16 protein-coding genes are annotated in these 13731 nt (G+C 61.7%); 8 read left to right on the top strand and 8 right to left on the bottom strand.

All coding sequences use genetic code 11. The annotated features are described in order from the left end of the window. Position 1: 1 nt before the first annotated feature. Positions 2–949, top strand: a complete 948-nt coding sequence (locus HFX_RS01195; RefSeq protein WP_004058349.1) for a phosphatase PAP2 family protein — start codon at positions 2–4, stop codon at positions 947–949. A gap of 9 nt (positions 950–958) precedes the next feature. On the opposite strand, the gene HFX_RS01200 is transcribed toward HFX_RS01195, so the two are convergent. Both HFX_RS01200 and glnA read right to left on the bottom strand, forming a co-directional pair. Then, positions 959–1660 (bottom strand): class I SAM-dependent methyltransferase, encoded by a 702-nt coding sequence (locus HFX_RS01200; RefSeq protein WP_004058347.1) that lies wholly within the window; start codon positions 1658–1660, stop codon positions 959–961. Positions 1661–1799: 139 nt separating this feature from the next. Then, positions 1800–3170, bottom strand: a complete 1371-nt coding sequence (gene glnA, locus HFX_RS01205; protein ID WP_004058344.1) for a type I glutamate--ammonia ligase — start codon at positions 3168–3170, stop codon at positions 1800–1802. Positions 3171–3296: 126 nt separating this feature from the next. On the opposite strand from glnA, the gene lrp reads away from it, so the two are divergent. After that, positions 3297–3755: an HTH-type transcriptional regulator Lrp gene (gene lrp / locus HFX_RS01210; protein ID WP_004058341.1), complete on the top strand. Its 459-nt coding sequence runs from the start codon at positions 3297–3299 to the stop codon at positions 3753–3755. A gap of 13 nt (positions 3756–3768) precedes the next feature. Here lrp and HFX_RS19905 read toward each other — a convergent pair whose 3' ends face one another. Further along, complete coding sequence (locus HFX_RS19905) at positions 3769–3921, bottom strand: hypothetical protein (RefSeq protein ID WP_004058339.1); 153 nt, start codon at positions 3919–3921, stop codon at positions 3769–3771. Positions 3922–4395: 474 nt separating this feature from the next. After that, positions 4396–5481 (bottom strand): aminopeptidase, encoded by a 1086-nt coding sequence (locus HFX_RS01215; protein WP_004058337.1) that lies wholly within the window; start codon positions 5479–5481, stop codon positions 4396–4398. Between the two features lie 118 nt (positions 5482–5599). Between HFX_RS01215 and HFX_RS01220 the strand changes: the two genes are divergently transcribed. Then, complete coding sequence (locus HFX_RS01220; RefSeq protein WP_004058335.1) at positions 5600–6625, top strand: threonine aldolase family protein; 1026 nt, start codon at positions 5600–5602, stop codon at positions 6623–6625. Between the two features lie 13 nt (positions 6626–6638). On the opposite strand, the gene HFX_RS01225 is transcribed toward HFX_RS01220, so the two are convergent. Both HFX_RS01225 and HFX_RS01230 read right to left on the bottom strand, forming a co-directional pair. Then, positions 6639–6854, bottom strand: coding sequence for a hypothetical protein (locus HFX_RS01225; protein ID WP_004058333.1), 216 nt, complete (start codon positions 6852–6854; stop codon positions 6639–6641). Beyond that, positions 6855–7799, bottom strand: a complete 945-nt coding sequence (locus HFX_RS01230) for a cation diffusion facilitator family transporter (RefSeq protein WP_004058331.1) — start codon at positions 7797–7799, stop codon at positions 6855–6857. Between the two features lie 120 nt (positions 7800–7919). Here HFX_RS01230 and HFX_RS01235 point away from each other — a divergent pair, with 120 nt between their 5' ends. Beyond that, on the top strand, positions 7920–8441 hold the full coding sequence (locus tag HFX_RS01235; protein WP_004058329.1) for a metallophosphoesterase: 522 nt from the start codon (positions 7920–7922) through the stop codon (positions 8439–8441). A gap of 234 nt (positions 8442–8675) precedes the next feature. On the opposite strand, the gene HFX_RS01240 is transcribed toward HFX_RS01235, so the two are convergent. Next, the gene (locus HFX_RS01240; RefSeq protein ID WP_004058327.1) at positions 8676–9581 is read right to left on the bottom strand and encodes an ArsR/SmtB family transcription factor; all 906 of its coding nucleotides are present in this window, start codon (positions 9579–9581) and stop codon (positions 8676–8678) included. A 96-nt stretch (positions 9582–9677) separates the two neighbouring features. Here HFX_RS01240 and HFX_RS19910 point away from each other — a divergent pair, with 96 nt between their 5' ends. Continuing rightward, positions 9678–9845 (top strand): DUF7859 family protein, encoded by a 168-nt coding sequence (locus tag HFX_RS19910; protein WP_014732073.1) that lies wholly within the window; start codon positions 9678–9680, stop codon positions 9843–9845. A gap of 42 nt (positions 9846–9887) precedes the next feature. After that, positions 9888–11087: an inorganic phosphate transporter gene (locus HFX_RS01245; RefSeq protein ID WP_004058323.1), complete on the top strand. Its 1200-nt coding sequence runs from the start codon at positions 9888–9890 to the stop codon at positions 11085–11087. A gap of 128 nt (positions 11088–11215) precedes the next feature. Here the strand turns inward: HFX_RS01245 and HFX_RS01250 are convergent, their stop codons facing one another. Next, positions 11216–12613: a hemolysin family protein gene (locus HFX_RS01250; RefSeq protein ID WP_004058321.1), complete on the bottom strand. Its 1398-nt coding sequence runs from the start codon at positions 12611–12613 to the stop codon at positions 11216–11218. A 247-nt stretch (positions 12614–12860) separates the two neighbouring features. On the opposite strand from HFX_RS01250, the gene HFX_RS01255 reads away from it, so the two are divergent. After that, positions 12861–13124 carry a glutaredoxin family protein gene (locus HFX_RS01255; RefSeq protein WP_004058320.1) on the top strand — a complete coding sequence of 88 codons (264 nt, stop codon included), beginning with the start codon at positions 12861–12863 and terminating at the stop codon, positions 13122–13124. Beyond that, positions 13124–13630 carry a redoxin domain-containing protein gene (locus HFX_RS01260; protein ID WP_004058319.1) on the top strand — a complete coding sequence of 169 codons (507 nt, stop codon included), beginning with the start codon at positions 13124–13126 and terminating at the stop codon, positions 13628–13630. The genes HFX_RS01255 and HFX_RS01260 overlap by 1 nt, the downstream gene beginning before the upstream one ends. The last annotated feature ends 101 nt before the right edge of the window (positions 13631–13731 follow it).

Genomic DNA, 13731 nt, shown 5'->3' on the forward strand with positions numbered 1-13731 from the left:
GATGTTCCCGCTTCAGACTCGTGGTATCGGCGAAACCGTTCTTTCGACCGCGCCAGACGTAGTTGTCTTTCTGTTCGGTCTCGTCACGCAACTCGGCGACCAGTGGTTCTTCTTCCTCGCGTTCACCTCGCTGTACTGGCTTGCACGCCCTCGTATTTCGGAGCGCCCGCGACGAGTCGCTGCCTCGTTCGTCGCCCTCGCGTTTATCTCGCTCTCGCTGGTGACGTCGCTCAAAGTCGGCTTCGCGCTCCCCCGCCCGCCGACAGCCGAAATCGCCTCGGCCCCGAACTGGCCCGCCCCGCTCGCGGACTTGTTCGTCTCGTTTACGACCGACGATGGGTTTGGATTCCCCAGCGGACACGCGCTCGGAACCACGGTCGTCTACGGGGCTGCCGCGCTCCTTCTCGACGTATGGGACCGACGGCGACGCGCCCTCGCTGCCGCGGCTATCGTCGCAACAGTCGCACTCTCCCGCGTCGTCCTCGGCGTCCACTACGGCGTCGATGTCGTCGTCGGCACGCTCCTCGGGCTCGTGGTACTCATACTCGTCTTTACGGTCGCCGACGCGGACGACGTTCCCGGCCACCTCGACCCGACGCGACTGTTCGCACTCGCGGTCGGGCTCAGCGCCGTCGCCCTCGCAGTGGTTATCGCAAGCGGGACGCCGCACCACGCGGCAAACGCGTCTGCCGCCCTCGGCGGGTCACTTGGCGGTCTCGTCGGCTGGTCCCGGCTTTCTGACCACGAGTCGCTGCCGACACTGTCGCTCCCGGCTGCACTCGTGTCCCTGCTCGGTGCGGGCGCGCTCTGGGTCGTTGCCGACGCGCTCCACGTGCTTCCAATCGCGATTCTCGCGACCGGAACTGTCGTCGCGTTCATCCTCGCCGCGCCGTGGATACAGAGCCGACTGAGCGGCGATGCGGCGGCTGGGAAATCTGTCGAACAGTAGTCGCCCGGCTTACGACCTCAGTCGGGCGGAGAAAAACGTCCACGGGTGGTCCTCGTTGTCTTCGGCGTCTGCGTCCTCGGCCTCGGTTTCTGCGTCTGCGCCTTCGGTGTCTGCGTCTTCTCCGTCTTCCTCATCCGGGTTCATCGTCTCTGGCGCGCCCCACGTGTCGGTGACGCGGAATCCCGCGTTCTGTAGTTGCGCGCGCGTCTCTTCGGCACCGGCGATGTTCCACTCCATCCGAACACCGCTTTCGAGCCAGTCGGGGTTCTCGCCAACCCACTCGTTCGTCCCCTCACACAGGAGGACGCGGCCACCGGGCCGAAGAACCCGAGCGAACTCGTCGATGACCGTCTGGTGGTCGTCCATCGGCACGTGAATCAGCGACCAGTAAGCGACGACGGCATCGAAGGTGTCCGATTCGAACGGGAGTGTCGTCATATCCCCCTGCAGAAGCGGAGCGTCGGGGACGCTCTCGGCGGCCAACGACAACTGCCCGCGAGAGAAGTCGAGCCCCACTGGGGCCGCTTCGGACGCCAATCGAGCCAGAATCGGTGTTCCCTGTCCACACCCCGCGTCGAGCACGCGAGGCGACTCGGAGAGCGAATCGAGAAACTCCGCGAGAATGTCTGTTCCGTCTCCATCTCCAGTGCGCTGTTCGGCGTGCACTGGAGCCAAGTCGTCGTATGCCCGACGAACGTCGTCTTTGTTCACTCTCACTGAACGCTGGTGACTCGTGTTATTGTAAGTATTTTGTGCTATTCTGGGAACAAACCAACCGACTATATGCCCGGCCTTGCCGCTCTCGGTGACGGGGTCCGAAAGATAAGAGACTGCTGAGAGTTCGTCGCGCTTAGAACGTCTCGAGGTACCGGTCGATTTCCCACTCGGAGACGGCGACGAGGTAGTCCTTAAACTCGGAGCGCTTCGCTTCGACGAACTTCTCGGTGACGTGCTCGCCGAGCGCGTTCTGGATGACTTCGTCTTCTTCGAGGGCGTCGACAGCAGCGCCGAGGTCCTTCGGGAGCGTCTCGATGCCGTACTCTTCGCGTTTCTCCTCGTCGAACTCGTAGATGTTCTCGCGGACCGGGTCCGCGCAGTCGAGTTCGCGCTCGATGCCGTCGAGACCGGCGTGGATGAGCGCCGCGAGGGCGAGGTACGGGTTACAGGACGGGTCGGGGAAGCGAGCCTCGATACGGGAGGCTGCTGGCGTGCGGGCGGCCGGTTTGCGGATGAGCGCCGAGCGGTTGCGGTCGGACCACGCGATGTAGACCGGCGCTTCGTAGCCGGGGACGAGGCGCTTGTAGGAGTTCACCGTCGGGTTGGCGACGGCAGTCACGGCGGGTGCGTGTTCGAGGATACCGGCGGTGAACTGCTTTGCCGTCTCGCTCAGGTCGAACTCGTCGGCACCGTCGTGGAACGCGTTCTCGCCGTCCTTGAACAGCGAGATGTGTGTGTGCATCCCGGAGCCGTTGACCTTGGCAATCGGCTTGGGCATGAAGGTCGCGTGGAGGTCGTGTTCGGCCGCGATGGCGCGGACGACAGACCGGAAGGTCGCGACGTTGTCGGCCGTCGAGAGGGCGTCGTCGTACGTGAAGTTAATCTCGTGCTGGCCTTCTGCGACCTCGTGGTGCGAGGCTTCGATGTCGAAGCCCATGCTTTCGAGACCGTAGATGATGTCGCGGCGCACGTCCGACGCAAGGTCCTTCGGTGCAAGGTCGAAGTAGCCACCGGCGTCGTTCGTGATGGTCGTCGCGCTGCCGTCTTCATCTTCCTCGAAGAGGAAGAACTCCGGTTCGGGGGCTGCGTTGATGTCGTATCCCATGTCCTCTGCGCGTTCGATAGCGCGCTTGAGGACGCCACGCGGGTCGCCGCTGAACGGTTCGCCGGTGGACGTGTTGAACACGTCACAGATGAGTCGGGCCGCCGCGCTGTTTTCCTTCTTCCGCCACGGGAGGATGGCGAACGTGGACGGGTCGGGTTCGAGGCGCATGTCGGATTCCTGAATGCGCACGAAACCGTCGATAGACGATCCGTCGAAGTAGATTCCCTCTGTGAACGCCTTTTCGGCTTGCGATGCTGGAATGGAGACGTTCTTAACTGTGCCGAGAATATCGGTGAACTGGAGGCGGAGGAAGTCGACATTCTTCTCTTCGATCTCGTCGATGACTGCCTGTGCCTCGGCGCTCAGGCCACCGTCGGTGAGTACGTTGTCTTCCGTCATTTTCCTGAACATGCAATTCGTACACCCGCACTATAAAGACCTTTCCGCTTAATGCAATTCCCCGTTGGCGGCCACAGAATTGGATATTCGTAAAATTCTAATGCCCCCGGACGGTTTCTGAATGTAATGACGTACGAAAACCTCGATGCGAAGCTCATCAATGCACTCCTCGGCGATGGTCGTGCGAGTCTGCGTAGCCTTGCGGAAGAACTCGACGTGTCGGTCACGACCGTCTCGAATCACCTGCGCGACCTCGAAGACGAGGGTGTCATTGAGGGCTACACACCGCGCGTGAACTACGACGCGCTCGGCTACGATGTCACCGCCGTCATCCAACTCAAAGTCGAGGGGTCTGCGCTCCCCGAGATTACCGAGCGACTCCGCGCAGAAAAACAGATGATCTCGGTCTACGAGGTCACCGGCGACTACGACATCATCGCCATCGGCAAGTTCCGCGACACCGACGGCATGAACACGCAAATCAAGAAGCTCCTTACCGACACGGACATCCGCGAGTCGAACACCTCGGTCGTGCTCAACGCAGTCACCGAAAACGAGCAGTTCGCGCTCGACGTCGACGAATAACGCCGCGTCACAGTCAGACGATTCGCATTTTTACGTCGCGCATCTCCTCTTTGCAGTAGGGACACCGATACCTCGTGTCGAACCCGTCGGGTGTGGTCTGCGTCGTGGTCTCGATTTCGTGTACTCCCACGTCGCGACCACAGGCCCGACACTGAACCGCTGGCATCGATACACTCTCCTCGTGTATTCGGATTAAAGTTATTGGCCTATGTGATTTTTTATCACACGATGTTCCATAGCTGGAAGGGCAGTGTTTCAACTGGAGCGTAGACAGTATCTCGGTCGATTTGGGGTGTATCTGGCGGCACCTGTGGTGACGATAGTTCCGCGTTTCTGAAGGGTAGTATTTCGACTGGAGAACCCGGTGACGGAAACTGATTTGTCAATACACAAATTGGAGATGAAACGGTACAGCTTACTCAGAAACAAGCCAAAAACAAGTCCGCTATTCCTTCGAAGCCGTCCTCAAAGACGAACGTCCCAGTTCCACCTTTTTACGCCCGTCACTCCGTTCCGGTCGCAAAAACCTGGAGGGAAAAAGCAGGCTTAGAAGTCGTCTTCAAAGACGAACGTCCCAGTTCCACCTTTTTACGCCCGTCACTCCGTTCCGGTCGCAAAAACCTGGAGGGAAAAAGCAGGCTTAGAAGTCGTCTTCAAAGACGAACGTCCCGTTGCGCTGGACGACTTCCCCATCGACTTCGATGACGGAGTCCTCGGACATGTCGACGATCATGTCGACGTGCTCGGCGCTCTCGTTGCGTTCGTTCTCCTCGCCGACCGTCTCCGGGTAGGCCGAACCGACGGCCAAGTGGACGGTGTCGCCCATCTTCTCGTCGAAGAGCATGTTGTAGGTAAAGCGGTCGATACTCCGGTTCATGCCGATACCCAGTTCGCCGAGATATCGTGCACCCTCGTCGGTATCAAAGACGCCGTCTAAGACCTCCTCGTTGCGCTCGGCGCTGTAGTTGACGACCTCGCCGTCTTCGAAGCGAACCCGGACACCCGAGACTTCGCGACCCTGCCGGTAGAGCGGGAGGTCGAAGTAGACCTCGCCGTCGACGGAGTCCTTGACGGGTGCGGTGAACACTTCGCCGCCGGGGAGGTTGTGCTCGCCCTTGTCGTTGATGGTTGTGTTGCCCGCGACGCTCATCGTCACGTCCGTCTCGTCGCCCGAGACGATGCGCACTTCGTCAGCGTCGTTCAGAATCTCGACCATCTGTTTCTGGTGTTCGGCCTGCTTCTCCCAGTCGAGCGTGACAGCGTCGTAGACGAAGTTTTCGTACGCTTCGGTGCTCATGCCGGCGAGTTGCGCACTCCCCGTTGCGGGATGCTGGGTGAGACACCAGCGCTTCGAGAGCGCCTCGGCCTGAATCGGCTTGTAGGCGCGCTTCCACGCGGCGTTCGTCGCGGGGTCGACGTCACTTTGTTCTGTGGCGTTTTCCTCGGCGCGGACGTTGATGAGCACGTCCGTCTCCTCGATGAGCGCGAGTTGGTGCGACGGCGTTTCGAACTCCTCGCCGTCGGACGCACGGAGGAATGCGCGCATGAACCGGGAGTTGCTGTCGGTGTTGACGACGTACGCCCCGCGCTCGCCGACGAGTTCGCAGATAGCGGTCACGAGGTCTTCGGCGACGGCGGGTGCGGAGACGACGACGTTGTCGCCCTCCTCGATGCGGGTCGAGTGGTCGACGATAGTCTGAGCGTGTTCACGGATGCGCGGGTCCATACCGCGTCGTGAGTGTTCGTACAACAAACACGTTTCGAAGCGCAAGGCGTGCCGATAGCACGACCGTGCGCTGACCCGACCATCGCCTATTTCTCGGCTCGGTCAGTCTCTCAGTACAATGATAGACCTCCGAAGCGACACTGTCACGCTCCCCTCCGACGAGATGCGCGAGGCCGCGCGAGATGCCGATGTCGGCGACGACGTGTACGACGACGACCCGACCGTGAACGAACTCGAAGCACGCGCCGCCGAGTTGGTCGGCATGGAAGCCGCGGTGTTCGTCCCCTCCGGAACGATGGGGAACCAGATTGCCGCTCGCGTCCACGCCGACCCGGGTCAGGAGGCGTTGGTCGATGTCGAAGCCCACGTCTACAAGTGGGAAGTCGGCGGGTTCGCCCAACTCTCGGGCTTGCAGGTTCGCGCCTTCGACGCCGGCGAACGCGGCGCACCGACACCCGAGCAGGTCCGCGAGCACGCGCGAGAAGAATCCCTTCACGTCGCCGGAACGGGGCTGGTTTGTCTCGAAAACACGCACAATGCCCGCGGCGGCGTCGCCATCCCGAAAGCCGACATCGACGCCGCGGCCGAAACAGCACACGAACTCGGGATGCCGGTCCACCTCGACGGCGCGCGGTTGTTCAACGCCTGCATCGCGCTCGACGAGGACCCGGCGGCGATGGTTGAGCACGTCGATACCGTGATGTTCTGTCTCTCGAAGGGACTCGGTGCACCCGTCGGCTCGATTCTCGCCGGTTCGGAGGCATTCGTCGAACAGGCCGTCCGCGTCCGCAAGCAGTTCGGCGGCGGAATGCGACAGGCTGGTCTCATCGCCGCACCCGGTCTCGTCGCCCTCGATAACGTCGAACGCCTCGACGACGACCACGAGAACGCTCGCATCCTCGCCGACGGTCTCGACGACATTGAGGGGTTGTCGGTACCGACCCCGGACACGAACATCGTCGTCGTCGACTCCGAGGCCGCGGGGGTGACGGCACAGGAGTTCGTCGAATTGTGTGATGACGTGGGCGTCCTCGGCGGCCCGTTCGGCGAGTACCACACCCGGTTCACGACGAATCTGAACGTCTCGCGGGCCGAAGTCAAAGAAGCAGTCGAACTCGTTGCCAAGGCAGTCCAGTCGCAGTAGGCTCGGCCCCTGTTTAGGAACTCAGTCCGACGACGAACCACAGCACGCCAGCGACGACGAGCGCGAGACCCACCGCCTTCGCCAATCCGCGCTGGAGATGCTCTGCTTTCTTCGGCGACTCCTTCCACTCCCGTGGTGAGACCAGAGTCCGGACCGACATCGGGCGACTGTACATGTAGCCGCCCGCGGCGACAAAGATGAGCGGGGGGACGAGTTCAGGGAGGTCCATCTATAGCTCGGGTTCGATGTAGACGAAGTGGACGCGGTCGTCAGCAGCCTTGAGTTCGTTTTCGATTTCGGTGATGTAGTCGTCTATCTCCTCGGTACCGAGTTCGGAGTCGAAACTCACGTTGAGGGCCAAAAGGAGTTTCTCCGGGCCGACGTACGACGCACGGAAGCGGTCGACGTGGCTGACGTGGGGGTCATCGCGGACGATTCCTTTGAGTGCTTGTTCTTCGTCCAGCGGAATGCTCTCGCCGATGAGGAGACGTTTGTTCTCCCATGCGAGTGCGATTGCGAAGCCCATGAGGAGAATACCGATGAGGAGTGCCGCGGCGGCGTCGAACGCCTCATTGCCGGTCAGTTCGGTGAGTCCGATTCCGGCGAGGGCGAGCACCGCGCCCCCGAGGGCAACGGTGTCCTCGGTGAACGCCGTGAGCGTCGTCACGTCGCTCGTCTCGCGGAACGCTTGCACGAGACCGCTCCACTCGTACTCCTCGATTTGGCGGCGGAGTTCGGCGTTCGCCTTCAGGAATGCGTAGCTTTCGAAGGCGATAGCTCCGAGGAGGATAGCGACGTTGACGTAGACGGGTTCTATCTCCCTTCCGAAGAGTATGAGCGCATTTGCGCTCTCGCTGTGACTCGGGTGCATCAACGCGTTGTAGCCGTGTTTCGCCGACTCCCACCCGGCGATTCCGAACAGCATCACGGAGACGAGAAACGAGTAGAAGAACTGTGCCTTCCCGAAGCCGAACGGGTGTTCGCGGGTCTCTTCGCGCCGACTGTACCGAATTCCGATGAGGAGGAACACCTGATTCCCGGTGTCGGAAATCGAGTGGTACGTTTCGGAGAGCATCGATGGACTCCCAGTCGCGAGAAACCCGAGGAACTTGAGGACTGCGATAGCGCCATTCGCAAAGAGGGCCGCGATGACGACCGACGTACTGCCTGCCATGTGGTGGGTCACTCCCCCCTCCCGGATAGACTTACCGACGGACGGACAGGTCACTTTGGCTGAATCGTACTTCGTGCCGCAGTCAGCAGGTTTCAATCCCCTCGATGCATAGGCGGAGATATGCTCGTCGTCGTCTCCGATACTCACAGTACCGACGGTCACCGACTCGCGAACCGAACCCTCGAAGCGGTCCGCGAAGCCGATCTCGTCGTCCACGCGGGCGATTTTATGCGTGAATCCGTCCTCGACGCATTCATCGCCGAATCCGAGTCGTTCCTCGCCGTCTATGGCAACAACGACGGCCCGGAGATTCGTGACCGGATTCCCGAGGCGCGGAACTTCACGTACGGCGGTGTGGAATTCGCGATGACGCACACCCGTCGCGGTGGCGGAACCGCCCTCTCGCTTTTCGGACGAGAACGCGGCGCTGACGCGGTCATCTTCGGCCACAGTCACCGACCCACCTTCGACGGAACCGGCGCGATTCCGCTTCTCAATCCGGGGAGTCACGCCCAACCACGTGGGAACCGGCAGGCGCACGCAGAACTGGAGGAACTGCCGGACGGTGGTCTCCGCGGGCGACTGGTTACTGTCGACGGAGACGTATTCGAGACGTTCCGTGTTATCCCAGAGGAGCACTAACAGAACACGGGTCCGGTGGAGGACCGGAAGAATCAGCGGGGGTGGTTGGGATGGGATTGGGGGAAATCCCATGGCAGGCAGGCCGAGGCCACGCGGGGAGACGACGCCGGGAAAGGGGCAGGGGCGCACGGGGATGGCAGTGTCCCGACCGTCGTCCGTGGGACCGAACGCAGCCTCGCACTTCACCGTAGGACCCAGGTGGCCAAATACACACCGTAGGCTCAAACAACCCTTTTAGTCTCGGAGAACGCCGACCACGACCCACGCGAGAAGAACCGTCAGTCCGCCGAGGAAGAATAGTGCACCCGGCGAGAGCGACGCCACCGTCTCCCCGAGACCCGACGAACCGGTCGTCAGTTCCGTCGTGGTCTCCGTCAACTGCTGAGCTACTGTCGTCGTGTCCGCCGCCGGTGTCGGCGTTGCAGTCGGCTTTAGTGTCGGAGTCGGCGTCTGGGTCGCTGTTTCGGCCGCCGTCTCGGGTGCGGTCCACGCTGTTTCGGCTGCCGTTTCGGTCACGGTCTGTTCCCCGCCCGAAGTCGCTGCAGTCGTCTGCCCTCCTGCAGTTGTATTATTCGTCTGGTACGTAGCGTTGAGGTCCGTCACGGTGCTGGCGGAGTCGTTCACCGCGGCTCCGCTATCGGCAGTTTCTGCTTCACCGCCTGCGCTCCCGGTTGCAAACGGGAAGATAGTTCTCGACCGGGCGAGTCGGTTCACCACGGCTGACCCGATGCCGAGGACACCGATGCCGCCGATGAGACGCGAGAGTGCTCCTTTGAGTCCCTTCGTCTCGTCGTCGCGTCCGGCAACGACGACGAGAGCACGGTCGGCGGGTGCGTAGACGTTCATCTCGCGGCCTTTCTCGGAGTACCGCGTGTCTATTACCTCGATGAGTTCCGCTTCCGAGAGGTTACCGAGGTGGTACTGGACGTTTTGGAGCGACGTGTCGACATCGTTTGCGAGTTCTGACGGGGTTGCAGGCGACTCGTGGAGCGATGCGAGGACCGACCGGGCAGTAGCCGAAGCGATGGCAGCGAGTAAGTCGTCAGCCTCGTCGCTGTCGAGGCCGACAACCCGCGGGTCCCGGTCGTCCCGGTCGTCATCGCCGGGGGTCCCGGAGTTGGAGGGAATGAGGTCGGCCATTTCTTCGCGCTACTCGTGTTTTCGGTATCAGTGTTCGTATTCCGTCACGTCCTGACGCCGAAATGGCTATACCTCGTGCCCGCGGAAACCTCGCACATGACCGACCCTTTGGTCGTAGACGGCATCGTCGATTTTCTCGTGGGTGACCCTGTGTTCACGGGATTGCTCGTCGCAATATTGCTCTTCGTCTTTTTCGCGTATCTCCTCGTTCGGCGGACGCTACTCGGTCTGAGTGAGGGATACGACGAGGCGCGCCGCCGCTAGGATGACGGACACGCCATTCGAGGGCCGTCGAGGTGTGCTGTCGTGGTAGCAGTCGGGACACTTGCGACGTTCGTCGTCGCCGCACTTGCGAGTCTGTTCATGGCGTGGGCTATCGGCGCCGGTTCGTCGGGGTCGACGCCGTTCGCGCCAGCAGTCGGTGCCAACGCCATCTCGGTGATGCGCGCCGGGTTTATCGTCGGTCTCCTCGGGTTCGCCGGGGCATTCCTCCAAGGCGCAAACGTCACTAATGCCGTCGGGACCGAACTTATCGGCGGTGTCACGCTAACCGCGGCCGCTGCAGTTGTCGCTTTGCTCACCGCAGCGGTGCTCGTCGCGCTCGGCGTCTTTGCCGGCTATCCGATTGCCACTGCGTTCACTGTCACCGGTGCTGTCGTCGGCGTCGGTCTCGCTATGGGTGGTGTTCCCGCGTGGTCGAAATACCAGCAAATCCTCTCGCTTTGGGTACTCACGCCCTTTGTCGGCGGCGGTGCGTCGTACGCGACCGCCCGGACGCTCCGGGCCGAAGAGGTCTCCGAGCGCTGGACGGTCCCCGCTCTCGCGGGTATCGTTGGCCTTCTCGTCGCGAACATGGAGTTTGCGAGTCTCGGCGTGAATGGGTCGTCCGCGTCAGTCGCGCGCGTGGCCGCTCTCGAACTGACCGGCGTCGTCGGCATCGGCGAAACAGTGTGGTTCGTCGTTGCGTCGCTGTCCGTCGGTCTCGTCGCGGCCGCAATCGTCGGTCGCTGGATATCGACCAACCAGGCTCGGGGACAACGTCGGTTTCTCCTCGCTCTCGGCGGTCTCGTCGCGTTCTCCGCCGGCGGGAGTCAGGTCGGTCTCGCAATCGGTCCGCTGGTCCCGCTCCTCGATGCGGTGACTGTTCCGCTCCCCGCGCTTCTCGTCGGTGGCGGACTCGGGCTCCTTGCAGGGTCCTGGACCGGCGCGCCGCGCATGATAAAGGCGCTCGCGCAGGACTACTCCTCACTCGGACCGCGCCGCTCTATCGCGGCGATGATTCCCTCGTTCGCAATCGCGCAGACGGCCGTCGCACTCGGCGTTCCCGTCTCGTTCAACGAGATAATTGTCAGCGCCATCATCGGTTCCGGCTACGCCGCTGGCGGTTCTGGCGTCTCAGGGCGGAAAATGCTCTACACCGTCCTCGCGTGGATTGGGTCCTTGCTCCTCGCGTTCGGCCTCGGCTACGGCATCTTTACGCTCGTCTCGATTGTATTCCCCGTGTGAGGGGGACTTCCGTGTGGTGTTCGTCGCTCTTTCGGACTGGCCGTTTTCGTATTGGTGTCGCTGGCGCTGGTGCTTCTCTCGTTTCCGCTCCTCGGATAGCATAGCCGAAAAGAACCCGTTCGACCCGACTACGTGTCGGGTTCGACTTCCGCTTCTTCGTCGTCCACATCGCCGTCGTTTTCCGCGTCCTCGACGCCGACGTTAGTTTGGATGCGCGCTTTCATGATGCGCGTGTTGTCGACCTGTTCGATGCGGATGACGATGTTGTCGTAGGTGATCTCTTCGCCCTCTTCGACGAGGCGGCCGGCGCGGTTGAAGATGAAACCTGCGAGCGTCTCGAACTCTTCGCCTTCCGGAAGGTCGATATCGAGTATCTCGTTGACTTCGTCGATGTTGACCTCACCACGGACGAGGACCGTGTTCTCGTCGACCTCCTCGAACGGCTCTTCCTCGTCGCCTTCGAGGATGTCGCCGACGATTTCCTCGACCATGTCTTCGAGCGTGATAAGTCCCTCAGTGGTCCCGAACTCGTCGATGACGATGACCATCTGCATCCGGGTGTCCTGCATCTCCGCCATGAGTTCGTCGACGTTCTTCGATTCGGGGACGTGGAGGGTCGGCGAGACGATATCGGCGATGGTCACGCCACGTTCACCATAATACTGCTCGCGGACGAGGTTTCGGATGTTGGCGATACCGATGATGTTGTCGAGATTACCGTCGTAGACGGGCACTCGCTCGTGGTCGGCCTGTACACAGGTCTCGATGGCCTCGTCGATGGTCGCGTCCTTCGGGACGGCGGTCATATCGAGACGCGGCGTCATGACCTCCTTGGCAATCGTCGAGTTAAAGCGGAAGATGCGGTCGAGCATCTCGCGTTCTTCCTCTTCGATGACACCCTCGCGCTCGCCCGTCTCGATGAGATTCTGAATCTCGTCGCGGGTGACGTACGTCGTCTCGATGGCGGTCTGTCCGCCGGTAATCTTGTTGATGACTCGCGTCAGGTAGTCGAAGAAGACGACGAGCGGAAGTAACAGTAGCTCTGCGTACTTCAGCGGGCGCGCAATGCGGAGGGACCAGGACTCGGTGTTCTCGACCGCGTAGGATTTCGGAGCACTCTCGCCGAACAACAGGACGATGGCCGTAATACCGAATGTTGCGATGGCAACGGCCTCTCCCTGTTGGAACCCGACAAAGACGAGCAGCCCGGTCGAGATGGAGGACATCGCGATGTTGGCGATGTTGTTTCCGACCAGGATGGTCACGAGGAGGCGGTGAGGGTCGTCCTTGAGCGCTTTCACCCGATCTGCGCCGGGGACTCCGTCCTCGACCATCGAGTCGACGCGGTGTTTCGCCAGCGAGAACATCGCAATCTCGGAGGAGGAAAAGAATGCCGAGAGTCCGATGAGTACGATAATCGCGGCCACCCCGAGTGCGGTGATTGTATTGTCGCCAACGGGGAGGTCCGAGACCTGTGCGGCCGCGAGTAACGTAGCTGGAAGTGGTAGTAGCGGCGGCAAGCCCATGTAACTATACAGTCTTGCGCGGCACCGGAATTAAGAGTTGCCCTCGGATTATCGTCTATCGGTATCGACGGTTGTTCACTCGCTTGGTTCGCAGTAGTTCACTCACGGATATCGGCAGTTGTTCACCCGTTCATATCGAGTTAGCTCGCTCCTTCTCCGGGCTAATCGAGAGGCTACACCATCCGCCATTGCGCCGGCGATACCCACGAGCGAAGGGCTTAGGCGACGCTCTTTCTAACGGGCGTCCATGTCCGACGACCAACCGGCGATTACGCTGTATCGGTTGCAGGCGTGCCCGTTCTGCGAGCGCGTCGTTCGCGTTCTCGACGACAAAGGTCTCGACTACCAGTCGCGGTTCGTCGAAGCCATGCACTCCGACCGCGACGTGGTCAAGCGCATCTCGGGGAAGCGAACCGTCCCGGCCATCGTCGACGAGAACACCGGCGTTACGATGTCCGAGTCGGCGAATATCGTCGAATACCTCGAAAACACCTACGAGGAGGCCGCGTGATGTTCGACTTCGATATCGTCGACCTCCCCGACCACGACGCGCCCGCGGTCGGTGACACAGCACCTGATTTCACGCGTCCGCTCGTCAACGACGAGTACTGGGAGAACGCGTCCCTGTCGGACGTGACCGACGACGGCCCGGTTCTTCTCGTCTTCCACACGATGGACGGCGCGTTCCCCTCGACGTACATCTGGAATAACCTTCGCGACCGCGACGTTCCTGAAGCGGTCCAAGCGGTCGGCGTCTCCATTTCGTCGCCCTACGAGCACAAGACGTTCCTCAAAGAGCGCGAGGTTGACGCCCGATTCTTCTCCGACCCGGCCGCCGGAATTGCCACCGAGTACGGCATCGAAAACGACCTCGACGGGATGGCCGGTATCACCGAACACCGGCCTGCTCTCTTCCTCCTCGATGAGGAGCGAACAGTCCAGTACGCGTGGGTCGCAGACCAGTGGCCCGACTTCCCGGACTACGACGAGGTTGCCGACGCCGTTTCGGACCTGTAGCCGCAACTCGCCGCCGTTTCGGCCAGTAGTCGCAACTCGCCGCCGTTTCGGCCAGTAGTCGCAACCGCTCTGTTCCGAACCCACAATCGGCTGGCCGCCGC

The organism is Haloferax mediterranei ATCC 33500, assembly GCF_000306765.2.
GTDB classification, from domain to species: domain Archaea; phylum Halobacteriota; class Halobacteria; order Halobacteriales; family Haloferacaceae; genus Haloferax; species Haloferax mediterranei.